Origin of the sequence: Microlunatus capsulatus (assembly GCF_017876495.1) — a bacterium.
Classification (GTDB): domain Bacteria; phylum Actinomycetota; class Actinomycetes; order Propionibacteriales; family Propionibacteriaceae; genus Microlunatus; species Microlunatus capsulatus.
In genome coordinates this window covers 2755102-2780860 of sequence record NZ_JAGIOB010000001.1, presented here as the reverse complement: position 1 = coordinate 2780860, position 25759 = coordinate 2755102, and the positions used below count along the sequence as shown (strand labels likewise).

Here is a 25759-nt window from a genome sequence, read left to right as displayed (position 1 = left end):
GTCGCGGCGAACGGGAGGACCCCGGCACCCGAAGAACAAGGATCAACGGGCTACCCAGAGCTCCGGTGTGTGACCAAGAGGAAGACGATTCCTCCGACCGCGCCGTCACAGAACCTTGACGACGTCGTCCCGTGGACCGACCTCATCCGACATGGCAGTGGAGGCTGCACGTCGTAGACCGGGTAAGTGTTGCGGGAGGCGCTTCACTTCTGGTGCGGCCCTCAAGAGGACGACTGTCTCTCCGCCGACAGGTTCAGAGCCGCTCCCTGTTGACGGAGGACCAGCCGGGTCGCCGTCACCAGGATCCCGCCGACCGCGCTGATGGCCAGCAGGATCATCAGCGCAGGAAACAGGCCGAGGGCATCCACAGGCGTGGCGGAGTTGTTGTCGAGTGCTGGCAGCACGGCGAAGACGTAGATCGCCACCGCTGGCGCGAGGAGCTGCGGGACCAGCCGCAGACCGAAGCTCCATGTCGACCTGTTGGATCGCCGCTCGACCCACCGCGGCGCTCGACGGAGACCGACCACGGCCAGAGCCACGACGGCGAGGGTGAGAACGCCCAGGATCGCGTCCACGATCGTGGCTACTGGTGCACCAGAACTGGGCGCTCGGCCCTCGGTGAGGGCAACGACACCAGCGGAGATCTCGAACGGATGCTTGGTGATCGGGGTGTAGCTGTTGAGCAGCACCACCACGCCATACCCGCTACTGGGGACCAGCTCGGCGCGGGCGCTGTAGCGGGTCAGGGCGCCGTCGTGACCGATCCGTGGCGGAGTCGACGTCGTGGTGGCCTGCCAGCCGAGCGCGTACGTCGATCCGTCCCGCGGTGAGCGTGCCTGGGTGATCAGTTCCTGCGACAGCAGTCGCGTCCCGTCAGCAGTGACCCCGCCGCGTTGTTGCATGGCCAACCACAGGGCCATGTCGTGGGCAGTGCTGATCACGCTGCCAGACCCGATGTACATCGCCGTCATCTCACGAAGACGCCAAGCGCCGCCGTACGCCGTGACGTGACCGTCGTCGAGCCCGACCTCGTTCGGGGTGGTCAGCACCGAGCGGGTGTCGGCCATCCCCAGGGGAGTGAAGATGTGCTCGTCGAGGTACGTCGCGAAGTCTTGTCCGGACACGGTCTCCACCAGCCGCGCTGCCGTCTGGTAGTTGAGGTTGCTGTAGGCGTACGTGGTACCGGGGTCGTTGTCCAGCGAGATGGTCCGCACCTGGCTGACTCGCTGAGCCGGGTCGGCCGCTGCCGCGATGACCAGCGGGTTCGGTAGTCCCGAGGTGTGCTCGAGGAGCTGGCGGACGGTGATCTCGGCACCACGTGGATCGTCCAGCGTGAACTCGGGGAGCTGGCTGGTGACCGACCGGTCGAGATCAACCTTCCTCTGATCGACCAGCTGCAGCACGGCGAAGGCGGTGATCATCTTGCTCACCGAGCCGATCGACATGGGCGTGGTCGCAGTGATCGGGTCGCCGTTCGTACTCTGCCCGGTCTCCACGACGATCTGACCATCATGGACGACCGCCACCGCCGCCCCTGGAAGGCCCTCGGCCCTCAGGTAGTCCCAGATCCACCGATCGACCGTCGCGATGTCCACCCGCTCATCGGCTGAGGCGGGCACCGCAAACAAGAGCAGCAGACCGGCTGCAAGGGTCAGGGCCACCGCGAGTCGGACAGGACGCAGCGCCGAGATTCTTGAGAGCATCAGCCCACGCTAGGCCTACGAAGACCGCCCCATCTCTGGGTGAACCATCTGTTCCACCCGGTCATCTCCCTGGATAAACCCCAGTAGTCAGACCTCGAGAAGGGACTTGCCCGGTTACGGCTGGTCGACACGAGGTGGAAGCTCTTCCGCGGCGGGCTCGTCTGTTGCGCATCGGCTTGCCCCAGACGGGGACGACCACGCTGCAGTCGACCGCATGGTCGAAGGGAGACAGTGCCAGATCGGGGTGGCGCTACCCCGGGCGGTGGGATGAACCACCGGGAAGCGGTGTCGTCGCTGAGGGGTCGGTCACTGACGTGCTCCGCACGAGGGTCGGTCACTGACGTGCTCCGCACCAGGGTCGACGTGCTCCGTACGAGGGTCGTTCGCAGGCTTAGCCTCCTCAGGTGACCCCCGCGATCCGCGCCGTCCTCTTCGACCTCGATGACACCCTGTTCGACCACAGCGGCTCGGTACGCGCCGCGCTCGCCCAGTGGCTGCCCCACGTGCCCGACGCTGACCTCGGACGACTCACCGATGTCTGGTTCGACCTCGAGCACGTGCACTACGACAGCTGGCGGCTCGGAGACATCTCCTTCGACGAGCAGAGGCGCCGGCGCATCCGCGACTTCTGGCCCCACCTAGGCCGCCAGCTGCAGCCCGACGACGACCTCGACGCCCTCTTCGCCACGTACCTGACCCACTACGAGCACGCCTGGCAGACGTTCGACGACGCCAGCCCCGTCCTCACCGAGCTGAGGAGGCTCGGCTACCTCACCGCCGTCCTCACCAACGGAGCCGCCACCCAGCAGAACGCCAAGATCGACCAGATCGGGCTCCGCGACCAACTCGACGCCGTCATCACCTCCGAACAGCTCGCCGTTGCCAAGCCCGACCCCGCTTCATACCAGGGCGCCTGCCAGCAGCTGCGGGTCGAACCGCAGCAGACGCTGCACATCGGCGACCGGTCCGACCTGGACGTTCTCGGCGCGCGCGCCGCCGGACTCCACGCCCTTCACCTCGACCGCAACGACGCCGGCGCTGCCGACACTGAGGAACGCATCACCAGCCTTCACGACCTGATGACGCGCCTCACGACCGCTGCCGCAGCACAATCCTCGTAGATTTTCACCGCAGTCTCTGATCGTGCACCGGTCGGCTACTGCGTGCGTCCCGCACGGGGTCGGCCACTGACGTGCTCCGCACGAGGGTCGGTCACTGACGTGCTCCGCACGAGGGTCGGTCACTGACGTGCTCCGCACGAGGGTCGGTCACTGACGTGCTCCGCACGAGGGTCGGTCACTGACGTGCTCCGCACGAGGGTCGGTCACTGACGTGCTCCGCACGAGGGTCGGTCACTGACGTGCTCCGCACGAGGGTCGGTCACTGACGTGCTCCGCACGAGGGTCGGTCACTGACGTGCTCCGCACGAGGGTCGGTCACTGACGTGCTCCGCACGAGGGTCGGTCACTGACGTGCTCCGCACGAGGGTCGGTCACTGACGTGCTCCGCACGAGGGTCGGTCACTGACGTGCTCCGCACGAGGGTCGGTCACTGACGTGCTCCGCACGAGGGTCGGTCACTGACGTGCTCCGCACGAGGGTCGGTCACTGACGTGCTCCGCACGAGGGTCGACTGACGCCTCATGCACGACCTGCTCGCCCAGGCATTCTGTCTTGTGCGCCAGCCCTGGGTGCATCCGCGCGCGGGTAGGTTGCGGCCGGAGTTCAGCGGGAAGGGGTGGCCTCTTGGGCCTGTGCATCGAAGAAGTCGGGCAGGTTGTCTGGTCGCTCTGAGTGGGGTCAGATGCGCGCAACTGCTCCAGCCGGCAGCCGTTCGGTGGCGACTGCGCCGCTGAGCGCTCGGACAGACTCCCGCACAACCAGCTGCGGCAGGGAGCGTGGGAGGGCGAAGTCGAGCTCCTCGAGCTCGTGGAGCACCGTGGCCATGATGTCGTGGCCGAGCTGGACGAAGTCTTGGCGCATCGTCGTGAGCGGTGGTACGACGTGCTCGGCCTCGGGAATGTCGTCGAAGCCCATGACGCTGATGTCTGCGGGTACGTCGAGGCCGCGGTCGCGCAAGGCGTGCAGCAGACCGAGGGCCATCTGGTCGTTGCTGGAGAAGACGGCGGTGGGCAGACCGCTCACGCCGCTGCCCAGCTGACGACCGAAGGCGTAGCCGCTGGCCGGGGACCAGTCGCCCTCGGCAGGGGTTGGCGCGGCCAACCCGTAGTCGGTCATAGCGTCTTGCCACCCGCGTGTTCGTTCGGCGGCGTCGATCGAGTCCGCGGGGCCGGCGAGGTGGACGATGCTGCGGTGGCCCTGGCTGATCAAGTAGCCGGTGGCTCGGCGGGCTCCGGCGTACTGGTCGATCGCGACCGTGGTCGTAGCCAGGACCCCACTGGGGTCCACGGCGACTACGGGGAGGTCGAGCTCGACCGCCGCGAGGGTGTTGATGAGGCTCCGCCGGGTAGCTAGGACGACGACTGCCTCGATCGACTGGCTGAGCAGGAGCTCGACGGAGGCCCGTACGTAGTCCGGGTCGGAGTCGGGTAGCGGCGCGATGCTGACGGTGTAGCGGGCTTCCCGCGCTGCGGCGGTGAAGCCCAGGACGGTGCTGGCCGGACCGTAGTCCGGAGAGCCGGTGGTGATCAGGCCGAGGTTGCGCGACCGCCGCCTGACCATCGCGCGGGCTGCCGTGGAGGGGCGGTAACGCAGCTGGCGGACGGCCTTCTGCACGCGCTCTCGCGTCGAGTCGCGGACGTTGGGGTGGTCGTTGATCACCCGCGAAACAGTCTGGTGCGAGACGCCGGCCAGCCGTGCGACGTCGAAGATGTTCGGCGCTCGCTCACGACCGTCTTCGTTCACCACTTACCTCCTCCGTCCCTGCCTCACGTCCAACGCCCACCTCACCGACCGCCATTCTGCCGCAGCGGTCAGGTCCGCCTCGTCGTCAAGAGCTTCTGCAGGACGATGAACACCAGTAGGAGCGCCCCGATGAAGATGCGCGTCCACCAGGAGCTGAGCGTGCCCTGGAACGTGATGATCGTTTGGATCGTGCCCAGCACCAGCACGCCGAGGGCCGAGCCGAGCACGAAGCCGTAGCCGCCGGTGAGGAGGGTCCCCCCGATCACCACCGCGGCGATGGCGTCCAGCTCGGCGCCGATCGCGGTGAGGCTGTAGCCCGACAAGGTGTAGAAGCTGAAGAGGATGCCGGCCAGACCAGAGCAGAAGCCGCTGATCACGTAGACGGCGATCTTCGTCCGGTTCACCGCCAGTCCCATCAACAGGCTGGAGGATTCCGCACCGCCGAGGGCGTACACGGTTCGGCCGAAACGGGTGGCGCGGAGCACCAGGAACGCCGCGAGGACGACGAGCACCGCGATGACGGCGCCCGGTGAGACGGTGACGTCGGCCCAGACCGGGATCTGCAGGGACGCGACGGTGGTGAAGAACGGGTCGTCGATGGAGATCGACTGCGGGGCGATGACGTAGCAGAGCCCGCGCGCGAGGAACATCGCCGCCAGGGTGGCGATGAACGGCTGCACCCCGAAGTGCTGGATCATCCCGCCCACCAGCAGCCCGAGCACGGAGGCGACCGCGAGGACGGCGACGATGGTGACCGCCGGCCCCACCCCGGCTTGCAGCAGCCGGGCGGCGATGACGGTGGACAGGGCCATGACCGCCCCTACCGAGAGGTCGATGCCGCCGGAGAGGATCACGAAGGTCATCCCGACGGCCAGCACCAGCAGGAAGGCGTTGTCGACGAGCAGGTTGGCGAGCACCTGGGCGGAGAAGAAGCCCTCGTACAGACCCCCGCCCACCCCGAACAGGACGATGAACAGGACGGCGGTGACGATCACGGGACCGTGCTTGGGGCTGGTGATCAGGTCGACCAGATGAGCGAGGCTGGGGCGGTCTCGCCGCCTTCCGGGCCGGTTGACGTCAGACCCGACGCGGAGGGCGGTCATCGGAGGGCCACCTTCGCGCCGCTGCCCTGGACCAGAGGCGTAGACGGTGGCGGCGGAGCAGCGCCAGCCGGTGGGCTGCCGCGGAGGGAGCGGCGCCAGCGGGCGAGAGTCGCGGTCGTGGCTGGGGACTGCAGGAGGCAGACGGCGGTGATGACGGCTGCTTTGAAGATCATGGTCACGATGGGCGGGATGCCGACGGTGTAGACGGTGGTGACCAGGGTCTGGATGACCAGAGCGCCCACCACGGTGCCGGCCAGGGAGTAGCGCCCGCCCGCTAGCGATGTGCCGCCGATGACGACGGCGAGGATGGCGTCGAGTTCGATGAACAGCCCGGTGTTGTTGGCGTCGGCGGCTGTCTGGTTGGACGTGAGCACCAACCCTGCGAGTGCTGCGGCGAGGGCGCAGGCCACGTAGACCCCGATCACGAGGCCGCGGCTGCGGATGCCGGCCTGCCGGCTGGCTTCGGGGTTGATGCCGACGGACTCGATCAGGAGCCCGAGCGCGGTGCGCCGGGTCAGCACGGCCGCGAGGACGACGACGGCGACGGCGATCAGGACCGGGACCGGGACCCCGAGCAGGAAGCCCGAGCCGATGACCTTGAAGGCCGGGCTGTTGACGGTGACGATCTGGCCCTCGGTGATCAGCATGGCCACCCCGCGGCCGGCGGTCATGAGGATGAGGGTGGCGACGATGGGCTGCAGCCCGAGGGCGGCGACGAGGGCGCCGTTCCACAGGCCCAGCGCCAGCGCGAGCACCAGGGAGATGCCGATCGCTGCGGCGACCGTTGCGGGGGAGCCCGGGTCGGGAGCGTCGATGATGATGGAGCAGGTCAGGGCGCCGGCGATGGCGCCGACGGCGCCGACGGAGAGGTCGATGCCGCGGGTGGCGATCACCAGGGTCATGGCCACGGCGATGATGAGGGTCGGGGCGCCGTTGCGGGCGATGTCCACCAGGCTGCCGAAGAGGTGACCGTCGCGGACGGTGACGGTGAGGAAGCCCGGGACCACCGACACGTTGATCACCAGCAGGACGAGCAGGACGGCGACCGGCCAGATGAGCCGGGACCGCAGGAGGCGGCTCATGCGTAAGTCCCTTCAGAGGAGGCTCCGTCGGCGATGACGGAGAGGATGGTCTTCACAGTGAGGTCCTCGTTCTCGAGGTCGGCCACCTTGTGACGGTCGCGCATCACCACCACCCGATGGCTGAGCCGGAGCACTTCCTCCAGCTCGGCGGAGATGAACAGCACCGACATGCCGTTCTCGGCGAGCTCCGCGACCAGCCGTTGGATCTCGGCCTTAGCGCCGATGTCGATACCCCGGGTGGGCTCGTCGAGGATCATCAGGCGAGGTGCGGTGGCCAGCCAGCGAGCCAGCAGCACCTTCTGCTGGTTGCCGCCGGAGAGGTTGCGGACCAGGGCGTCGGGGTCAGCCGGGCGGATGTGCAGAGCCGCGATGTAACTGGCGGCGAGCTCGTCTTGACGGCGACGGGGGATGCGGCGGAGCCAGCCGCGGTCGGACTGCAGGGCCAGCGTGATGTTGTCCCGGACCGACAAGTCGCCGATGATGCCCTCGGCCCGCCGGTTCTCCGAGGCGTAGGCCACCCGGTGTCGCAGTGCGGCGCGCGGGCTGCGGAACTTCACCTGCCGGCCTTCGACGGTGATCGTGCCGCTGTCGGCCCGGTCGACGCCGGACAGGAGCCGTGCCGCCTCGGTGCGACCGGAGCCGAGCAGCCCGGCTATGCCGACCACCTCACCCGCGCCGATGGACAGGTCGAGCGGTTGGACTGAGCCCTTGCGCCCCAGTCCTGTCGCCGCGACCACCGGAGTCTCGGTCTCCTTCTGGGTAGTGGTGTGGGTCTTCCGCTCGAGGTCGTCCAGGACCGCGAGGTCCTTGCCGATCATCTTCTGCACCAACTCGATACGCAGCAGGTCCTCGGTGCGGTACTCCCCCACGAGGCGGCCATTGCGTAGAACAGTCAGCCGGTCGCTGATCTCATAGACCTGGTCGAGGAAATGGCTGACGAACAGGATCGCCACCCCGCTGCTCTTGAGGCTCCGGATGACCCGGAAAAGCTCGGCCACCTCATCGGCGTCCAGACTTGAGGTCGGCTCGTCCAGCACGAGTACTCGGGCCTCGACGTTGACTGCGCGGGCGATGGCCACGAGCTGCTGGATCGCCAGCGAGTGGTCACCGAGCAGCGAGCCCGGGTCGACCTTGAGGCTCAGCCCGTCGAGCAGCTCGGCCGCACGCAGACGCATCGCCGACCAGTGGATGCCACCGAACCGCCGAGGCTCGTGCCCCAGCAGGATGTTCTCGGCCACGGTGAGGTTCGGCAGGAGGTTGACCTCTTGGTACACGGTGCTGATACCCGCGGCCTGCGCCTGCCCTGGCGCTGAAAAGGTCACCGGCTCCCCGTCCAACCGCGTTGTCCCGGCGTCGGGTGTGTAGACCCCGGTGAGAGCCTTGATCAAGGTCGACTTGCCGGCCCCGTTCTCCCCCATCAGGGAGTGGACTTCGCCGGGCAGCAGGCGAAAGCTGACGCCCTCGAGAGCTCGGACCGGGCCAAAGCTGATGCTGATGTCCTGCATCTCGACCACCGGCCGCGCTTCGGCAACCGTGTCGGCAGCGGGGGGTGGGGCGGCGGTGCCCGTCATGGTGTTCCTCGACTGTTCGGTGTAGGGGCGGGGGCGGGGGCGGGGGTGCAGAAGGAGGCCTCGGCCGCTGCCGACGAAGAGGCGGCAGCGGCCGAGACTTACCTCCCCGAGGAGGCTTAGTACTGCCGGTTGGGCAGTGCTTCCTTCGCCTGCTCAGGGGTGAAGGTCGTCTCCTCGGTGAGGATCCGCTTGGGCACGCTCTCCCCAGCCTTGACCTTCTGCGCGACGTCCATCAGCTGCGGGCCCAGAATCGGTGAGCACTCGACGATGTAGTTGATCTTGCCCTCGCTCAGGGCGGTCATGCCGTCCTTCACCGCGTCGACGGTGACGATCTTGATGTCCTGGCCCGGCACCTTCCCAGCGGCCTCCATCGCCTCGATGGCGCCGAGACCCATGTCGTCGTTGTGGGCGTAGACCAGGTTGATGTCCGGGTTCGACTTCAGCATGGCCTCCATGACCTGCTTGCCCCCCGCGCGGGTGAAGTCGCCGGTCTGCGAAGCCACCACCTCGAACTTGCTGTCCCCGGCAAGGGCCGTCTTGAAGCCCTCCGCCCGGTCGATCGCCGGGGCCGACCCCGTGGTCCCTTCGATCTGGGCGATCTTGACTGGGTCGCTGGAGTCGGTGTACTCCTTCGCCACCCACTCGCCGGCCTTCTTGCCCTCCTCCACGAAGTCGCTGCCCAGGAAGGTCACGTACAGCGACTCGTCGGAGGAGTCCACCGCCCGGTCGGTGAGCACGACAGGGATGTTCGCCTGCTTCGCCTCGTTGAGCACGGTGTCCCAACCGGACTCCACCACCGGGGAGAAGGCGATCACGTCGACCTTCTGCTGGATGTAGGAGCGGATCGCCTTGATCTGGTTCTCCTGCTTCTGCTGGGCGTCGGAGAACTTCAACGTGACGCCAGCCTCCTTCGCCGAGTCCTGGATGGACTTGGTGTTCGCGGTCCGCCAGCCGCTCTCGGCACCCACCTGGGCGAAGCCCATGGTGATCTTCTCGTTCGAGCCGGCTTGTCCGCCAGGCTCTGCCGTGGTTCCGCTCCCGCTGTCTCCACACCCCGCCAGTGCGACCGTCAGGGTGAGAGCTGCTACGGCTCCGATGATCTTGCGCATGTCGACTCAACCTCCTTGTTCATCGACGCGGGCGTCCCTGCCCGTGGTCCCCGCCAGCGGCGGTGAGCGCAATGTTAGGGTTAACAATTGCTACCCCGCAAGGGTTTCGGTGATGTTGCAGGGGCTTCGTGCCTCCAGAGCGCCTTACAGCAACATCTCAAACTGCCCGTTGGTCTCTCCACGGCTAGTGCGGATGTGAGGGCTCTCAATGCGAAGACGTCGTCAAGGAGCGTCGCTGACGTCAGGGGGAGGGCTGGCCTGAGACACACCCCCGAGGGGATGCGCCCCTGTCTCGGCGGGTCCGGGGGTAGGGAGCAACACGAGGCAGGTCATCCGAGGTTCACCCGCCTCGCGCAGCTGAAGTCAGCCGCAGCAGGCGGTAAGAGTCGATGGCGCTACCGTGCTCCGCACGAGGGTCGGTCACTGACGTGCTGCGCACCGGCGGCTGTGACCGTGGACCTCTACGGGCACGTGATCGACCGCAACCTGTGGGACACCGCGCAGCGGCTCGGGGCACCCCGGGGGCACGTCGGGCCTCCAAGCGGAGACGGTGCTCGTGGCGCCAGACGCAAGTCGCCATGACCAGGTGGTTCGGGTGGGGCCGCCTGAGAGAATCGAACTCTCGACCTACGCATTACGAGTGCGTTGCTCTGCCATCTGAGCTAAGGCGGCCTGCGCGCGGGCGGCATGCCGCTCGCGCACGGTCGCCCACTATATCGACCCGGCGCCCCGACGTCGAAGCGGCGCCGCGGACGGGTGCACAGGGACGCACAGCGGAGCCCCAGCCGGCGCCCAGGCCGCTCCCGGCTCCCGCACAGCCGGGCCCGCGACGGTGGTCGCACCCGACCACGAGCGCCGTCAGGCGAGAGGCGAGACGATGAGCGACCTGCACCCCCTCCCCGTCCCCACCCGAGCCCTCGAGCAGGGCCCGGCACCGGCCGCCGCGGCCGCTGCCGAACCCACGACGACCCCGCCCGGCCGAGCCCGACGCTGGCTGGCGGGCACCGTGCTGGTGACCGTCGGGCTGGTGGCCGGCGCCGGGGCGACCTACGCCTTCACCGACCGGCCCGCCGCCACCTGGACCGACCCGGGCCCGGGGTCCGCGGGCGTCGACCGGCGCGGCACCGACCCCGCGGGTCCGCCGCCCGGGCCGGCCGACCCGGCCGGTCCCGGCACCACCACCGACGGCGAGCCGACCTGAGCGCTCAGGCGGCGCAGCGGGTCCCGTCGGCCGGCGGGGGCCCGCCGAGCAGGTAGGGCAGCACCAGGCCGCGGACGCAGGCGCTCTGGTCGTAAGCCGTGTGCCCCTCCCCCTCCAGCGTCACCAGCACCCCGGAGCGCAGCTGCCCCGCCATCGTCACGGCGTTCTCGTACGGCGTCGCGGGGTCGCCGGTGGTGCCGAGGACGACGACGGGGGCCGCCCCCTCGCCGGTGATCCGCGGCGGCTCCGGCGCAGGCGCCACCGGCCACAACGGGCACACCAGGTCGGGGCCGGAGATCGGGCCCAGGACGGGCACCCGGACGGCCGCCTCCGCCGCCTCCTCCTCGGCGCGGACGACGCTGGTCTCGCGGCTGTCGAGGCAGCGCACGGCCGGGAAGGCGTCGTTGATCTGGCCGTAGGTGCCGTCGGTGCGCCGCTGGTTGCCCTGGTCGGCCAGGGCGAGCAGCCCGCGGCCGTCCCCGCCCGCCGCCGAGGTCAGGGCCCGGAGCAGGTCGGGCCACTGCTCGCGCCCGTAGAGCGGGGTCAGCAGGCCCTGGACGCCCTGCTGCTGGCTCAGCACGCGGCCGGCCGGCGTCGTCAGGGGCTGCGCGTCGAGACCGGTGAGCAGCCGGCGGACGCGGCTGAGCACGGCCGCCTGGCTGGTGCCCAGCGGCTGCCCGGCCTCCGACGTCGCCGCCCACCGGGCGAAGTGCCGCAGCGCGCGCTCGAAGCCCTCCAGCTGGCTGACGTCGGCCTCGTCGTCGCTGATGTCCACGGCGCCGTCGAGGACGAGCCGGCCCACCGTCGCCGGGTACAGCTCCGCGTAGAGCGCGCCGATCCGGGTGCCGTAGGAGGCGCCGAAGTAGTGCAGCTGCGGGTCGCCGACCAGCTGGCGGAGCAGCTCGAGGTCGCGGACGGTGTCCTGGGTCGAGATGTGCTCCAGCAGCGCCCCCGAGTGCTGCAGGCAGGCCTGGCCGAAGGCGTAGTTCTCGGCCACCAGCGCCTGTTCCTCGGCCTCGTCGTCGGGCGAGAGGTCGACGGCGAGGTAGCGCTCGAGGTCACCCGCGCCGTAGCAGCGCACGGGCGTCGAGGCCCCCACCCCGCGCGGGTCCCAGCCGACGACGTCGTAGGACTCCAGGCCCTCGGCGTCGAAGTAGCCGACGTAGTTCCGGCCCGAGCCGCCCGGTCCCCCGGGGTTGACGAACAGCGTGCCGCGTCGGGGCTCCGCCGTCGCCGGCCGCTTGGCCAGCGCCAGGGTCAGGGCCCGGCCGTCCGGGTCGTCGGCGTCCAAGGGGGCCAGCACGGTCGTGCACTGGAGGCCGCGCCCGCACGGGCGCCAGGTCAGGGTCTGCGCGCGGTAGCGCTCCGTCCCCTGCCCCGGCGGCGGGTCGGCGAACCCGGTGGGCGCCACGTCGGGGACCGGGGTCAGCGGGCGCCCCTGCGCGGGCAGCGCCGGGACGGTCGGCGTCACGGTGGCGGGCTCGGGCGACGGCGCGGGCGCGCGGTCACCCCCGGGCAGCGCGCAGCCGGCCAGCAGCAGGAGGACGGCCAGCCCGGACGCCAGCGAGCGACGTCGGCGGGCGGGCATGGAGCGAGGGTACGGGCGGGCCGCAACCGGTGCGGGGCGGACGGCCGGGCGGCCTCAGGAGGGCGGGGCGGTCCGCCGACGGCGACGGGTGCGCGGCTTGCCCGTCCGCGCCGACGTGCCCGCGCCGGGATCGTCGGCGTCGGCCGGCTCCGGTGCGGGACTCTCGGCGGACGGCTCCGCGAGCGCCGCCGACGTGGCGGGCGGCAGCTCCTCGGTGCGGGTGGCGAACACCTGGCGGGAGCCGCAGACGCCGGCCTTCGCGCAGCTGGAGACCTGCCCGCTGTCCTTCATCCGCACGAGGACCGCGTCGGCCGGCACCGAGTGGCCGACGACGACCCCGTCGCCCTGCTCGGTGGTCACCGCGCTGCCGACGGCGGGCGCGGTCGCGGCGAACTCCACGTAGAGGGGGTGCTCGTACTTGAGGCAGCACATCAGCCGGCCGCAGGCCCCGGAGATCTTGAGCGGGTTCGGCGGCAGGTCCTGCGCCTTGGCCATCCGCAGGCTCACGGGCTCGAAGTCCTTGAGGAAGGTGGCGCAGCACAGGTCGCGCCCGCAGCTGCCCAGCCCGCCGGTGATGCTGGCGGCGTCCCGGCTGCCCACCTGCCGCAGGTCGATCCGGCTGCGGAGCGCCCGGGCGAGCTCGCCCACCAGCGCGCGGAAGTCCACCCGGTGCGGGGCGGTGAAGTAGAGGACCGTCAGCTGGTCGTGGTCCCCGGTGCCGACGACGTCGACGCCGACCACCTTCATCGGCAGCCCGTGGGTGCGGACCAGCTTCTTGGCCACCAGCTTGGCCTGGGCCCGGCGGCGGCGGTTCTCCTCGTCGCGCACCAGGTGCGCGTCCTGCGCCGGGCCGGCGCACACGGGGAGGTCGGCGAAGCCGCCGTCCTCGACCCACTCGGGCGCCCACACGCACTCGGCCACCTCGGGCCCGGAGTCGGTCGGCACCAGCACCCGGTCCCCGACGCGGTACTCCCGCTCACCGGGGTCCAGGTAGTAGAGCCGCCCGTAGCGCTCGAACGAGACCGCCATCACCCGAGCCATGGGCCCAGCCTAGGACGCGGCGCTCGTCGGGACCATCCGGTCAGCGGGGGCCGACCTGGTCAGGGAAGAGCGGAAGCCCGGCAGATGCGGGTCTGCCGGGCTTCCTCGGGTGGGCGTTCTGGGGGGCAGGGTCCCACCCGCGCCATGTTGGTCAGCGGAGCCGGAGAACCTGACCGACCTTGATCCGGTTCGGGTTCTTCAGCGTCTTCTTGTTGAGCTTCCAGAGGCCCTTCCAGCCGCCCTTCACCGCGTGCCGGTGGGCGATCTTGGCGAGCGTGTCACCGCTCTTGACCTTGGTCGTCCTCGCCTTGGAGCTCGACTTCTTGGCGGTGGACTTCTTCGCCGAGGAGGACTTCTTCGCCGACGAGGACTTCTTGGCCGAGCTGGACTTCTTCGCGCCCGGGTTGCTGGACGGCGTCGCGCTCTTGCTCGCGTGGCCGTTGCTCTTGGAGAGGCCGGCCTTACGGCCGCAGGTGGGCCAGGCGCCCGCGCCCTGGGAGGCGAGCACCCGACGGGCGACGGCGATCTGCTCGCCCTTGCTCGCCTTGTGGGCCTTCGAGGCGTACTTGCCGCCGCCGAAGCCGGACCAGGTGCGGCTGGAGAACTGCAGGCCGCCGTAGTAGCCGTTGCCCGTGTTGATCTTCCAGTTGCCGCCGCTCTCGCAGCGGGCGACCTTGTCCCAGACGGTGCTGGCGGCCGAGGCGGGCGGGGTGGCGAGGGAGACGAGGCCGAGGGCGAGGGCCAGCGAGGCCAGCACGCCGACGAGGCGCTTCATGAGGGTGGACGTCAACAACGTCGTCAGTACCTTTCCTGACTGACGCCTGTGAAGTTAGCTGACGGGTTCGGGCGAGTCAGGTGCCCGGCGCTCGCCGAACCGACGGTTCGAGCGCTTCACCCCAGGGCTCCCGCGGACGGGATCCCGAGTGGTTCCTCCACCTCCGCTGCGCCCGGGACTGTCCCGGCGAGGGGTCCGCCCAGCGAAGTTCGGCGCAACGGACCCGCGTTCCGACCCGCGCCCCGAGCGCCGGTCGGCCTTGCTCTTGGTCACGCTTCCGACACCGTCAGATCACGGGCAGGTCACGAACCAGGGACACCGTACGGGTAAGAATCCGCTGAGCGCAACTTGACGGCGACGTCTCCGGGCGCGGTCGGAAACCGCTTACCCGCAACGACGGAATCCGTCGTCGACGGAGGGCTGGACGGCGGGGCCGAGCCGTGCGCGAGGGCCGCCACCGAGCGGATGGGCTGCCGGTCGGCGCAGCCGTTCGCGTCCCGCGGCGGCCGGTCGGCGCCTGCGGCGGCAGATCCGCGCGTGCCGGAGCGGTCCGACCGCACGATGCGGCGCGCCGGCCCTCGCCCGCCCCGGACCGGCCCGGGGACGACGAGAGCCCCGTGCCGGTGGCACGGGGCTCTTGACGGTTCAACGGTTTCAGTTGTCGGAGAGGACGCTCGGGGGTTCGTCCCCTCCGGCAACCACGGCTGACGTTACTCCAGTTCGGCCGAAAACTCGACCTCGCGGGGTCCGCGGCCTCAGCCCTGGACCAGCGCGACCAACGTCGACTCCACCGCGAGCAGCGGAGCGACGTTGCCCTCCAACGCCGTCCGGCAGGCCAGCAGGGCGTCGATCCGGCGCAGCGTCGACTCCGGCGTGGAGCGCCGGGCGAGGACGTTGACGGCCGGCTCCAGGTCGCTGTTGACCAGCGGCGCCCCCGAGCGGGTCTGCACGCTGAGCACGTCGCGGTAGTAGCCGGTGAGCTCGGTGAGCGCGCGGTCGAGGGCGTCGCGCTGGTAGCGCTTGGCCCGGGCCTTCTGCTGGTCCTCCAGCTCCTTGAGGGCCGACGCCGCCTGCCGGGGCCGCGCGCCGCGGGTGCCGAAGCCCAGCGCCTCCTCCAGGGCGGCCCGCTCCTTGGCGTCCAGCTCGGCCGTCGCCGCGCTCGCCTCGGCGGCGCACGCCTCCACCAGCGTCGCGGCGGCCCGCAGGCACGCCCCGAGGTCGCCGAGCTGGCTGGGGATCTGCAGGATCTGCCGCCGACGCTCACGCGCGGGCTCGTGCCGGGCCAGGGCGCGGGCCCGGCCGACGTGCCCCTGGGCGACGCGGGCGACGAAGGCGGCCAGCTCGGGCTCGACGCCGTCGCGGGTCTCCAGCAGCCGCGCCACCGCGTCGGTCGACGGGGTCTGCAGCTTGAGGCTGCGGCAGCGCGAGCGGATGGTCACCACGACGTCGTCGGCGGTGGGCGCGCAGAGCACCCAGACCGTCAGCGGCGCCGGCTCCTCGATGCTCTTGAGCAGCGCGTCGGCGCCGCGCTCGGTCACCCGGTCGGCGTCCTCGACGACGATCACCTGGCGCCGGCCGAGCGTGGGGCTCATGGCCGCCCGGCGGACCAGGTCGCGGACCTCGTCGACGCCGATGGAGAGCATCTCGGTCCGGACCAGGGTGACGTCGGGGTGCGCGCCGCTGAGCGCGGTGCGGCACTGGGTGCACTCCCCGCAGCCGCCGCGCGGGCACTGCAGGGCCGCGGCGAAGGCGCGGGCGGCGTTGGACCGGCCGGAGCCGGGCGGCCCGGTGAACAGCCAGGCGTGGCTCATCGCGTGCCGCTCGCCGGCCACGGCGCGCCGGAGGGTCTCGGCCGCGCCCTCCTGGCCCACCAGGTCGGCCCACACCCCGCCCAGGGGGGCGACCGACGTCGCCGGCGCGCTCACCGGCGGGCGCCGCGGGCGCGGGAGGAGCTCATGGCGCCAGTCTGCCCGAGACCTCCGACAGCCCCGGGCCCGTCCCGTCCTCCAGCAGCGCCCGGACCCGCGCCGAGACCACGGCGGCCAGGTCCTCGACGGTGCGCCGGGCGTCCAGCACGAGGTAGCGGGCCGGCTCCCGCGCGGCCAGGGCCAGGAAGGAGGCGCGGGCCCGCGCGTGGAAGGTCTCCCCCGCCGCCTCGAGGCGGTCCTTGGCCACCTTGGTGTGCACGGCCCGGCGGGGGTCGACGTCCAGCAGCACCGTGAGGTCGGGCCGCAGGTCCTCGGTGGCCCAGCGCGCCACCTGCTCCACCTCGGCCTCGGCCAGCACCCGGCCCGCCCCCTGGTAGGCCAGCATCGAGTCGACGTAGCGGTCGCAGACCACCACGGCCCCGCGGGCCAGCGCCGGCCGGACGACCGCGTGCAGGTGCTGCGCCTTGTCGGCGGCGTAGAGCAGCGCCTCCGCGCGGGGGGCGAGGTCGCCGGTCTCAGGGTCCAGCACCAGCCGGCGGATCTTCGCGCCCAGCACCGAGTCCCCCGGCTCGAAGGTGCGGACGACCTCCCGGCCGGTCGGCGCCAGGGCCGTGCAGAGCTGCTCGACCTGGGTCGACTTGCCCACCCCGTCCCCGCCCTCGAAGACGACGAAGACGCCACGCGCGCTCACCGGCCCGTCCGCTCGCGCAGCCGGCCGGTCGACCGGGCGGCGGCGGTGCGGAAGGCCTCGCGGGCGCGCCGGGACTCCCCGACCTGGCGCTCCCAGGCCCGGCCGGCGGCGAAGGCGGCCGCCGGGTCCAGGGCGGCGGCCGCGGTCAGCGCGGCCTGCTCGTCGACGGGTCCGGCGCACACGGCGTCCAGCCGGCGCCGGGGCTTGCGCAGCCGGCGGAGGACCTCGGCGGAGCGGGCCGGCAGCACGGGGGCCGCGAGCGCGGCCAGCGCCTCCAGCCGGCGCAGCCGCACCGCGACGTCGGCCCAGGCGCTCGCCGGGCCGTCGACCCCGGCCGCGCCGACCGCGGCGGCGAGGTCGTCGACGGCGGTGGTCAGCAGCCGGTCCAGCTCGGCGGCGGCCGGGGCGGCCCCGCGCTCGCCGAGCCGCGGCGCGCGGGCGGTGCCGACGAGGCCGTCGAGCAGGGCGAGGTGGCGCTGGCTGCGCAGCCGCGCGACCACCCGCTCCGCCGGGTCGTCGTCGGGCCCGACGAGCCAGCCCAGCTCGTCGGCCAGGTCGGGCAGCCAGTCGGCGTCGACGCCGACCCGGAGGCCGTCGAGCTCGGCGGCCAGCACGGCCGCCGCGGCGCGCACCCGGGCGGGGGCGTCGGGGTCGCCGCCGCGGACGGCGAGGTCGGCCTCGACGAGCGCGCGCAGGCGCCGGCCCAGCAGCTGGCCGAGGAACCGCTTGAAGGAGGCGTCGGGCGCCGGCGGGTCCACCTCCGGCACGTCGCTGGGCCCGGTGGCGGGGGCGCCGAGCCGCGCGACCAGCCGGGGGAACCGGGTGACGACCGTCGAGCCGACGCCGGTCAGCGCCCGCTCCAGCCACGCCGTCTGGTCCTCGTCCAGGCCCCGGCCGACCGGGGTCACGACGACCTCGCGGTAGCGCGCGGTGGTCAGCCCGCCGCGGCGGACGGTCACCTTGTCGTCGCGGAGCAGCGCCAGGGTCTCGCCCTCGGCGTCGCGCAGGGCGAACTCGCGCCGGTCGCAGGTGAGGGCGGCGACCGGGCCCAGCGCCGCCCGGCGGCGCAGCGGCCGGATGAGGTCGGCCAGCTCGTCGGGCAGGTCGCTGTGGCCCATCAGCTCGATCCGGTCCCGGGGCAGCAGCGGCTCCCAGTCGGGCGCGGTCAGGTACCACTCGCCCCGGCCGTCGAGCACCCGGTGCGCCAGCAGCACACCGGAGCGGATCAGCCGGTGGTCCGGCGCGTCCAGCAGGGTGACGTCGATCGTGTACGCCGCGTTGTGGCCGGCGCGCGAGACGAGGTTGTGCAGCCCGAGGTCGGGGTGGACCAGCCGCGGGGCGACCGCGCTGTAGGGCATGTCGAACAGCCGCTGGCCGGGCGGGCGCGAACGGCCCGCCGGGGCGGGACCGGCCTCGGCCACCGGGGCCGGGGGCTCGACCGCCGCACCCGCGCCCTTCCGGCCGGCGCGGTCGGACCGGCGACCGCGGCGGCTCACCTGTCCGTCCTGCGCACGGGCCCAGCCTTCCACAGGCGACGGCGCGGCGGCCGCAGCCTCAGCGGCCGGCCTCGGCCGCGACCGTCTTCTTCGCCGGGGCCTTCTTCGCGGGAGCCTTCTTCGCCGCCGCTTTCTTCGCCGTCCCCGTGCCGGCCGCCGCCTTCTTGGCGGGGGCCTTCTTCGCCGGCGCCTTCTTGGCGGCGGTGCGCTTCTTCGGCGCGGGGCCCTTGGCACGCTTCTCGGCGAGCAGCTCGGCCGCGCGCTCGGGCGTGATGGTGGCGATGTCGTCGTCGCGGCGCAGCGTGGCGTTGAACTCGCCGTCGGTGACGTAGGCGCCGAAGCGGCCGTCCTTGATCACCATCGGCGCGCCCGAGACCGGGTCGGGGCCCAGCTCCTTGAGCGGCGGCTTGGCCGCGGCCCGGCCGCGCTGCTTCGGCTGGGCGTAGATGGCCAGCGCCTCGTCGAGGGTGATCGCGAAGATCTGGTCCTCGCTCGTCAGCGAGCGCGAGTCGGTGCCCTTCTTGAGGTAGGGCCCGTAGCGGCCGTTCTGGGCGGTGATCTCGACGCCCTCGGCGTCGGTGCCCACGACCCGGGGCAGGCTCATCAGCTCGAGGGCCTGCTCCAGGGTGACGGTCTCCACGCTCATCGACTGGAACAGCGAGCCGGTGCGGGCCTTGGCGTTCTTCGGCGCGTCCTCGGGGAGCACCTCGGTGACGTAGGGGCCGAACCGGCCGTTGCGCGCGACGACGGGGTGCCCGGTCTCCGGGTCGACGCCCAGCTCGCGCTCCTCGCCCATCGGCTTGCTCAGCAGCTCGCGGGCCAGCTCGACGGTGAGCTCGTCCGGCGGCAGCTCCTCGTCGACGTTGGCGCGGCGGCCCTCGGCGTCCTCCACGTAGGTGCCGTAGCGGCCGACCCGGACGACGATCGGTCCTCCTGAGCCTGTCGACGGATCGGTGTCGGTCTCCAGGTCCCCGACGGGGAAGGTGGACAGCTTGCGGGCGTCGATGTCGCCCAGCTCCGACACCAGCCGCTGCAGGCCCTCGTGGGCCGCGGCGTCGCCGGCGTCGGTGCCGTCGGCGGCCGCGCCGAAGTAGAAGTCGTTGAGCACCGACAACCGCTGCGCGTTGCCGCCGGCGATCTGGTCGAGCGTCTGCTCCATCTCGGCGGTGAAGGCGTAGTCGACGAGGTTCGGGAAGTGCTCCTCCAGCAGCCGGGTGACCGCGAAGGCGAGCCAGGTCGGCACCAGGGCCGAGCCCTTCTTGAACACGTAGTCGCGCGAGGTGATCGTCCGGATGATCGACGCGTAGGTCGACGGCCGGCCGATCTCCAGCTCCTCGAGCTTGGCCACCAGCGACGGCTCGGTGTAGCGGGCCGGCGGGCGCGTCTCGTGGCCCGAGGCGGTGACGCTCTCGGGCCGCAGGCTCTGGCCCTGCGTCAGCTGCGGCAGCCGGGTCTGCGCGTCGTCAGAGGTGGAGTCGTCGTCGGTCGACTCGACGTAGGCCTTGAGGAAGCCGTGGAAGGTGATGGTGCGGCCCGAGGCGGTGAAGCGGCAAACCTCCGGGGCCTCGCCCCCTGAGCCCGTCGACGGGCGGGTGGCGTCGATCCGGACGGTGATCGACTGGCCCTCCGCGTCCTTCATCTGCGACGCCACGGTGCGCATCCAGATCAGCTCGTAGAGCCGGAACTGGTCACCCCGCAGGTTGGTCTGCGCCGGGGTGAGGAAGGTGTCGCCGGCGGGCCGGATCGCCTCGTGGGCCTCCTGCGCGTTCTTCTGCTTGCTGGCGTAGGTGCGCGGCTTCGCCGGCAGGTAGTCGGCGCCGAACAGCTGGGTCACCTGGTTGCGCGCCGCCGTCAGCGCGGTGTCGGACAGCACCGAGGAGTCGGTGCGCATGTAGGTGATGAAGCCGGCCTCGTAGAGGTCCTGGGCCACCGACATCGCGCGCTGGGCGGTGAAGCCGAGCTTGCGGCCGGCCTCCTGCTGCATCGTCGTGGTGCGGAACGGCGCGTAGGGCTTGCGGGTGTAGGGCCTCGACTCCACGCTCTGCACGGCGTAGGTCGCGCTGCGCAGGCCGGTGGCCAGCTGCTGGGCGGTGGCCTCGTCGAGGTGGGCGAGCTGCTCGCTGCCCCTGGCGACCAGGGCGCCGTGGCTGTCGAAGTCGCGGCCCTGGGCCACCCGGCGCTCCCCGACGTGGGTCAGCCGGGCCGGGAACAGGGGCGGGTCGGCCGGGGCGCCGGCGTCCAGCACGGCGTCGAGGTCCCAGTAGGAGGCGGCGCGGAAGGCGATCCGCTCCCGCTCGCGCTCGACCACCAGGCGGGTGGCGACGGACTGCACCCGGCCGGCCGAGAGCCGCGGCATGACCTTCTTCCACAGCACCGGGGAGACCTCGTAGCCGTAGAGCCGGTCGAGGATGCGGCGGGTCTCCTGGGCGTCGACGAGGTCGGTGTCGAGGTCGCGCGGGTTGGCCACGGCGTCGGCGATCGCCTTCGCGGTGATCTCGCGGAAGACCATCCGGCGGACGGGGACCTTCGGCTTGAGCTCCTGGAGGAGGTGCCAGGCGATGGCCTCGCCCTCGCGGTCGTCGTCGGTGGCCAGCAGGAGCTCGTCGGAGCCGGCGAGCGCGTCCTTGAGGGTGCGCATCGTGGCGCGCTTGTCGGGGCTGACGACGTAGATCGGCTCGAAGCCGTGCTCGACGTCGATGCCGGTGCGGGCCCACTTCTCACCCTTGTACTTGGCCGGCACCTCGGCGGCGCCGGTCGGCAGGTCGCGGACGTGCCCACGGCTGGACTCGACGACGTAGCCGTCGCCGAGGTACCCCGCGATCGTCTTCACCTTGGTGGGCGACTCCACGATCACGAGCCGCTTGCCACCTGCTTTGCCTGCCACGCTGTCCCTCTTCTCCCGGCTCCGGCCGGGCGCTGGGCCCCGCTTCGCCGGACGTCTGCCACGTCATCGGTGCCCCCGCGGTGCTCGACCGGCGACGGCGCGCTCACTCTACGACCGAAGTCCACCCCCGCCCCGCAGCCCGCCGCGGCCCGCGTCGCGGCCGCCACCCCCGCGCCGGGGTGCTCGTGGCGTCAGGACAGGAAGCCGTCGACCACCAGCTGGCGCACCGCCGGCACCACCTCGGCGGTCAGGTCGTCCGCGTCGACGTCGAGCAGCCCGGCCACCGTGGCGACGACGGTACCCAGCGCGAGCTCGCCGTCACAGGCGCCCAGGATCCCGGCCAGCGCGGTGCCCGGCTCGGTCGCCCGGCGGAACCCGCGCTGCTGGCGCAGGACCAGGTGCTGGGGGTCGGCCTCGCCGGGCACGCCCGTCGTCTCCTCGACGACGTCGCCCGCCAGCACCCAGCGGCGGGCCAGCAGGGCCTCGTCGGTCAGCGACCGCTCGAGCCCGACGGCGACCAGCTCGCGCTCCAGCGCCGGGGCCAGCGGCTGCTCGACGGCGTAGGGCCAGTCCTCCAGCCGCACGTGCGGCACCGCCCGGCCGGCCCGGTGCAGCAGCAGCCAGCCCATCCCGACCGCCTCGATGCGCAGGGCCTCGAAGTAGTCCAGCCACTCGGCGTAGCGCGCCCGGTAGTCCGGCGAGCCGGCCAGCCCCGCGTCGGCCAGCCAGAGCTCGACGTACTCGTGGACGTCGAGGACCTCGCGCTGGACGACGTGCACGTCGCAGCCCGAGCCCGCGGTCCAGCCGCCCACCCGCTCGGTCCAGTCCTGGCCCGCGACGTGCGCCCAGTTGGCCAGCACCTGCAGGGTGCCGTCCTCGGCCAGGTGCCGGACGCCGTCGCGGACCACCTGCTCGACGAGGCCGTCGGAGGTCCAGCTGCCCTCGCGGTAGGCGAGCCGCTCGGCGTCGCTGCGCGGCGGGGACATGACGTAGGGCGGGTTCGTGGTGATGAGGTCGAACGTCTCGCCCTCGACGGGGTCGTAGAGGCTGCCCAGCCGCAGGTCGACGTCGACCTCGTTGAGCGCCGCGGTCAGCGCGGCCAGCTCCAGCGCCCGGGGGTTGAGGTCGGTCGCGGTCACCGAGCCCGCGTGCCGGGCCAGGTGCAGGCTCTGCACGCCACAGCCGGTGCCGAGGTCGAGGGCCCGCTCGACCGGCCGGCGGACGGTCAGCTGGGCCAGCGTCGTCGAGGCCGAGGAGACCCCGAGCACGAAGTCGGGGCGGATCGGGCGGACCTCGGTGTCGAGGTTGGGCGAGAGGTCGGAGACCACCCAGCCGCTCGCCCCGTCGTCGCTCGCATAGGGCCGGACGTCGACGGCGGCGCGCACCGCGTCGCCGTCGCGCTCCAGCAACCCGGCGGTGACGAGCGGTCCGACGAGCCCGGGCAGCGCCTCCTCCAGCGCGGCGGCGGGGACGGCGCGCTGCAGCAGCCAGAGCCGGCTGAGCACGGCCAGCGGGTCGGCGTCCTCGCCGAGGGCCCGGGCGCCGGCGAGCGTGGAGTTGCGGCCCAGCGCCGCGTGGGCGGGCGCGCCCATCCGCTCGACGACGGCGTCCACCTCGTAGCGGTGGCGGCGGAACGCCTCCCGCAGGGCGCTGACGTGGTCGGGGCTCAGGTCGGGCATCCCGTCATCGTCCCACCCCGCCTCCACCGGTCGTCCGGAGCGGAGCGGCCGGTCGGCCTCAGCCGCAGTGGTGCCGGCCGACCGGGATGACGGTGGGGGTGTGCGAGACCGGGTCGTCGATCACCCGGGCGGTGAGCCCGTAGACCTCGGCGATCGTCTCGGGGGTGATGACGTCCTGCGAGGGTCCGGCGGCGACGACGCGGCCGTCCTTCATCGCCACCAGGTGGTCGGCGTAGCGGCAGGCCAGGTTGAGGTCGTGCATGACGATGACCACGGTGGTGCCGCGCCGGCGGTTGAGGTCGGTGAGCAGGTCCAGCACCTCGACCTGGTGGGCGAGGTCCAGGTAGGTGGTGGGCTCGTCGAGCAGCAGCAGGTCGGTCTGCTGGGCCAGCGCCATGGCGATCCAGACCCGCTGCCGCTGGCCGCCGCTGAGCTCGTCGACGGGCCGCTCGGCCAGCTCGAGGGTGTCGGTGAGCACGAGGGCCTCGGTGACCGCGCGGTCGTCGGCCGCCGACCAGGAGCGGAACCAGGTCTGGTGCGGGTGCCGGCCGCGGCCGACGAGGTCGGCGACGGTGATCCCCTCCGGCGCGGTCGGCGCCTGCGGCAGGAGGCCGAGCACCTGGGCGACGGAGCGGCTGGGCATCCGGTGCAGGTCGCGGCCGTCCAGCAGCACGACGCCCGAGGCCGGCGGCAGCAGCCGGGCCATCCCGCGCAGCAGCGTCGACTTGCCGCAGCCGTTCGCGCCGATCACCACGCTGACCCGCCCGGTGGGCACGGGCAGCGACAGGTCCTGCACCACCAGCCGGTCGCCGTAGCCGAGGCTGAGGCCGCGGGTCTCCAGCTCGTGGGTGGTCGTGGGGGTGTCGAGCAGGGTCATGGTCGTCATCCTTTGCGGGCGGAGGCGGCGTTGGTGCGCAGCAGCAGGTAGATGAGGTAGGGGGCGCCGACGGCGGCGGTGAGCACGCCGACCGGCAGCTGGATCGGCAGCAGGTGCTGCCCGGCGAAGTCGGCGAGGGTGACGACGGCGGCGCCCACCAGCCCGGCGGGGACCAGCCCGGCGCCCGCCGCACCGGTGAGGCGGCGGGAGATCGGACCCGACACGAAGGCCACGAAGCCGACCGGGCCGGCGACCGAGGTCGCCACCGCCGCGAGGGCGACGGCGAACAGCATGAGCAGCAGCCGGGAGCGCTCGACGCCGACGCCGAGGGCCCGGGCGGTGTCGTCACCCAGCTGCAGGCCGCTGAGCGTGCGGCCGGCCCACAGGGTGAGCGGCACGACGACGACCACCAGCACGGCGAGCGGGCGCAGCGCCCCGGCGTCGGCCCCGTTGAGGCTGCCGGTCAGCCAGACCAGCGCCACCTGGGCGTCGTTCACCTGCGCCCGGGTCATGAGGAAGTCGATGACCGAGAGCAGCACGGCGCCGACGCCGATGCCGACGAGCACCAGCCGGGTGCCCGCGACGCCCTGGCGCCAGGCGAGCAGGTAGATGGCCATCGCCGTGACCAGCGCCCCGCCGAAGGCCGAGGCGGCGACGGCCACACCCGAGAGCCCGAGGAGCAGCAGCGCGGTCACCGCGGCCGCGCTGGCGCCGGCGGTGATGCCGATGATGTCGGGGCTGGCCAGCGGGTTGCGGAGCATGGTCTGGAACACCGCGCCGGCCATCCCGAGGGCGAAGCCGACGAGCAGCCCGCTGAGCACCCGGGGCAGCCGCAGGTCGTAGACGATGAAGTCCGACGCCCGGGTGCCGCGGCCGGTGAGGGAGGCCAGCACGTCGCCGACGGCCAACGGGTAGTCCCCGACGACCAGGGCGGCGACGAACGCGACGGCCAGCACGACGAGCAGGCCGGCGCAGGTGAGCACCGTCCGGCGCCGCAGGTGCCGCCGGACCCCGCGCACGGGGTCGGGCGGCATCCGGGTCGGCGCCTCGCGGAGCGCGGTCACAGCTCGCTCACGTGCCGGCGCCGGACCAGGGCGATGAAGACCGGGGCGCCGATGAGGGCGGTGACGATGCCCACCTGGACCTCGCCGGGCCGGGCGATGACCCGGCCGACGACGTCGGCGGTCAGCAGCAGGCACGGGGCCAGCAGCATCGAGTACGGCAGCGCCCAGCGGTAGTCGGGGCCGACGATCATCCGGGCGACGTGCGGGACGGTGAGGCCGACGAAGCCGATCGGGCCGCAGGCCGCGGTCGCGGAGCCGCAGAGCAGCACGACGACGGCGGCCGCGACGCCCCGCGAGCGGGACACGTGGGCGCCGAGCCCGCGGGCCACGTCGTCGCCGAGGGAGAGGGTGTTGAGCACCCGGCCGAGGAACAGCGCGGCGACGCAGCCGACGAGCAGGAACGGGGCGACCTGGGCGATGACGTCGGTCCCCCGGCCGGCCAGCGCGCCGACCTGCCAGAACCGGAACTGGTCGAAGGTGGCCTGGTCGACGAGCAGGAACGCCGTGGTCACGGCGCCGAACGCCGCGCTGACCGCGGCCCCGGCCAGGGCGAGCTTGAGGGGGGTGGCGCCGTCGCGGCCCAGCGCGGCCACGCCGTAGACGACGACGGACGCCGCCGCGGCGCCGGCGAAGGCGAACCAGATGTAGCCCAGCGCGCTGGTGACCCCGAGCAGGCTGATGGACAGCACCACGAGCAGCGAGGCGCCGGCGTTGACGCCGAGCAGGCCCGGGTCGGCCAGCGGGTTGCGGGTGACGCCCTGCATGACCGCCCCGGCCAGGCCCAGCGCGGCCCCGGCCAGCAGGCCGATCACCGTGCGCGGCAGCCGCAGCTCGCGGATGACGAGGTGGTCGGTGTTGTCCGGGTCGTAGCGGGTGACGGCGTCCCAGACGGCGGTGACGCCGGTGGTCCGGGTGCCCACGGCCAGGCTGAGGTAGACCAGCAGCACCAGGACGGCGGCGGTGAGGACCAGGCCCGTCACCCGGCGGCTGCGCTGCGGGCGCCGGACGGGGCGGCGGCGCACGTCGGGTCGCGCCTCCACCGTGGTCATAAGGCGAGCCTAACCTGACCTCCCGCCGGCTGTCTGCCGTCGCCCTCCGGGGTG

19 protein-coding genes, 1 tRNA gene and 1 riboswitch are annotated in these 25759 nt (G+C 72.5%); of the genes, 2 read left to right on the top strand and 18 right to left on the bottom strand.

Annotation, left to right across the window (positions count from 1 at the left end; all coding sequences use genetic code 11):
- Window positions 1-221: 221 nt before the first annotated feature.
- On the bottom strand, window positions 222-1703 hold the full coding sequence (locus JOF54_RS12845) for a serine hydrolase domain-containing protein (RefSeq protein ID WP_210056355.1): 1482 nt from the start codon (window positions 1701-1703) through the stop codon (window positions 222-224).
- Between the two features lie 404 nt (window positions 1704-2107).
- Between JOF54_RS12845 and JOF54_RS12840 the strand changes: the two genes are divergently transcribed.
- Complete coding sequence (locus tag JOF54_RS12840; RefSeq protein ID WP_307804121.1) at window positions 2108-2824, top strand: HAD family hydrolase; 717 nt, start codon at window positions 2108-2110, stop codon at window positions 2822-2824.
- 678 nt (window positions 2825-3502) lie between these two features.
- On the opposite strand, the gene JOF54_RS12835 is transcribed toward JOF54_RS12840, so the two are convergent.
- From JOF54_RS12835 to JOF54_RS12810, 6 genes are all read right to left on the bottom strand, one after another.
- Window positions 3503-4570: a LacI family DNA-binding transcriptional regulator gene (locus tag JOF54_RS12835; protein WP_210056353.1), complete on the bottom strand. Its 1068-nt coding sequence runs from the start codon at window positions 4568-4570 to the stop codon at window positions 3503-3505.
- Between the two features lie 65 nt (window positions 4571-4635).
- A complete protein-coding gene (gene yjfF, locus JOF54_RS12830; RefSeq protein ID WP_372443520.1) occupies window positions 4636-5586 on the bottom strand; it encodes a galactofuranose ABC transporter, permease protein YjfF in 951 nt (316 codons plus the stop codon).
- 80 nt (window positions 5587-5666) lie between these two features.
- Window positions 5667-6752: an ABC transporter permease gene (locus JOF54_RS12825; protein WP_210056348.1), complete on the bottom strand. Its 1086-nt coding sequence runs from the start codon at window positions 6750-6752 to the stop codon at window positions 5667-5669.
- Entirely contained in the window at window positions 6749-8323 is a 1575-nt protein-coding gene (locus tag JOF54_RS12820; RefSeq protein WP_210056346.1) for a sugar ABC transporter ATP-binding protein, read from the bottom strand. The genes JOF54_RS12825 and JOF54_RS12820 overlap by 4 nt, the downstream gene beginning before the upstream one ends.
- 116 nt (window positions 8324-8439) lie before the next feature.
- Window positions 8440-9306 (bottom strand): ABC transporter substrate-binding protein, encoded by an 867-nt coding sequence (locus tag JOF54_RS12815; RefSeq protein ID WP_245358080.1) that lies wholly within the window; start codon window positions 9304-9306, stop codon window positions 8440-8442.
- 722 nt (window positions 9307-10028) lie between these two features.
- Window positions 10029-10104 (bottom strand) — tRNA-Thr (locus tag JOF54_RS12810).
- A 205-nt stretch (window positions 10105-10309) separates the two neighbouring features.
- Here JOF54_RS12810 and JOF54_RS12805 point away from each other — a divergent pair.
- Window positions 10310-10633, top strand: coding sequence for a hypothetical protein (locus JOF54_RS12805; RefSeq protein ID WP_210056342.1), 324 nt, complete (start codon window positions 10310-10312; stop codon window positions 10631-10633).
- Between the two features lie 4 nt (window positions 10634-10637).
- Here the strand turns inward: JOF54_RS12805 and JOF54_RS12800 are convergent, their stop codons facing one another.
- From JOF54_RS12800 to JOF54_RS12750, 11 genes are all read right to left on the bottom strand, one after another.
- Window positions 10638-12221: an alpha/beta hydrolase gene (locus JOF54_RS12800; RefSeq protein ID WP_210056340.1), complete on the bottom strand. Its 1584-nt coding sequence runs from the start codon at window positions 12219-12221 to the stop codon at window positions 10638-10640.
- A gap of 54 nt (window positions 12222-12275) precedes the next feature.
- On the bottom strand, window positions 12276-13262 hold the full coding sequence (locus JOF54_RS12795) for a PSP1 domain-containing protein (RefSeq protein ID WP_210056331.1): 987 nt from the start codon (window positions 13260-13262) through the stop codon (window positions 12276-12278).
- Between the two features lie 151 nt (window positions 13263-13413).
- Window positions 13414-14052: a LysM peptidoglycan-binding domain-containing protein gene (locus tag JOF54_RS21530; RefSeq protein WP_210056329.1), complete on the bottom strand. Its 639-nt coding sequence runs from the start codon at window positions 14050-14052 to the stop codon at window positions 13414-13416.
- 13 nt (window positions 14053-14065) lie between these two features.
- Window positions 14066-14225: riboswitch (cyclic di-AMP (ydaO/yuaA leader) on the bottom strand.
- A gap of 567 nt (window positions 14226-14792) precedes the next feature.
- Window positions 14793-15962 (bottom strand): DNA polymerase III subunit delta', encoded by a 1170-nt coding sequence (locus JOF54_RS12785; protein WP_307804118.1) that lies wholly within the window; start codon window positions 15960-15962, stop codon window positions 14793-14795.
- Window positions 15963-15990: 28 nt separating this feature from the next.
- The gene (gene tmk / locus JOF54_RS12780) at window positions 15991-16656 is read right to left on the bottom strand and encodes a dTMP kinase (RefSeq protein ID WP_210056327.1); all 666 of its coding nucleotides are present in this window, start codon (window positions 16654-16656) and stop codon (window positions 15991-15993) included.
- Complete coding sequence (locus JOF54_RS12775; RefSeq protein ID WP_210056325.1) at window positions 16653-18152, bottom strand: CYTH domain-containing protein; 1500 nt, start codon at window positions 18150-18152, stop codon at window positions 16653-16655. Before JOF54_RS12775 ends, tmk begins: the two co-directional genes overlap by 4 nt.
- A 58-nt stretch (window positions 18153-18210) precedes the next feature.
- Complete coding sequence (gene topA, locus JOF54_RS12770; protein WP_307804117.1) at window positions 18211-21036, bottom strand: type I DNA topoisomerase; 2826 nt, start codon at window positions 21034-21036, stop codon at window positions 18211-18213.
- 191 nt (window positions 21037-21227) lie between these two features.
- Window positions 21228-22715, bottom strand: coding sequence for a DUF7059 domain-containing protein (locus tag JOF54_RS12765; protein WP_210056323.1), 1488 nt, complete (start codon window positions 22713-22715; stop codon window positions 21228-21230).
- Between the two features lie 58 nt (window positions 22716-22773).
- Entirely contained in the window at window positions 22774-23592 is an 819-nt protein-coding gene (locus JOF54_RS12760) for an ABC transporter ATP-binding protein (protein ID WP_210056321.1), read from the bottom strand.
- Between the two features lie 5 nt (window positions 23593-23597).
- The gene (locus JOF54_RS12755) at window positions 23598-24656 is read right to left on the bottom strand and encodes a FecCD family ABC transporter permease (protein WP_307804116.1); all 1059 of its coding nucleotides are present in this window, start codon (window positions 24654-24656) and stop codon (window positions 23598-23600) included.
- Window positions 24653-25705, bottom strand: coding sequence for a FecCD family ABC transporter permease (locus JOF54_RS12750; RefSeq protein WP_210056319.1), 1053 nt, complete (start codon window positions 25703-25705; stop codon window positions 24653-24655). Before JOF54_RS12750 ends, JOF54_RS12755 begins: the two co-directional genes overlap by 4 nt.
- Between the last annotated feature and the right edge of the window lie 54 nt (window positions 25706-25759).

Excerpts from the sequence above, each read along its gene's own strand:
- JOF54_RS12815 (WP_245358080.1), bottom strand. The coding sequence starts at position 9,306 with ATGGGCTTCGCCCAGGTGGGTGCCGAGAGCGGCTGGCGGACCGCGAAC.
- JOF54_RS12800 (WP_210056340.1), bottom strand. The coding sequence starts at position 12,221 with ATGCCCGCCCGCCGACGTCGCTCGCTGGCGTCCGGGCTGGCCGTCCTC.
- JOF54_RS12750 (WP_210056319.1), bottom strand. The coding sequence starts at position 25,705 with ATGACCACGGTGGAGGCGCGACCCGACGTGCGCCGCCGCCCCGTCCGG.
- JOF54_RS12805 (WP_210056342.1), top strand. The coding sequence starts at position 10,310 with ATGAGCGACCTGCACCCCCTCCCCGTCCCCACCCGAGCCCTCGAGCAG.
- JOF54_RS12825 (WP_210056348.1), bottom strand. The coding sequence starts at position 6,752 with ATGAGCCGCCTCCTGCGGTCCCGGCTCATCTGGCCGGTCGCCGTCCTG.
- JOF54_RS12845 (WP_210056355.1), bottom strand. The coding sequence starts at position 1,703 with ATGCTCTCAAGAATCTCGGCGCTGCGTCCTGTCCGACTCGCGGTGGCC.
- JOF54_RS12820 (WP_210056346.1), bottom strand. The coding sequence starts at position 8,323 with ATGACGGGCACCGCCGCCCCACCCCCCGCTGCCGACACGGTTGCCGAA.
- JOF54_RS12795 (WP_210056331.1), bottom strand. The coding sequence starts at position 13,262 with ATGGCTCGGGTGATGGCGGTCTCGTTCGAGCGCTACGGGCGGCTCTAC.
- JOF54_RS12765 (WP_210056323.1), bottom strand. The coding sequence starts at position 22,715 with ATGCCCGACCTGAGCCCCGACCACGTCAGCGCCCTGCGGGAGGCGTTC.
- JOF54_RS12760 (WP_210056321.1), bottom strand. The coding sequence starts at position 23,592 with ATGACCCTGCTCGACACCCCCACGACCACCCACGAGCTGGAGACCCGC.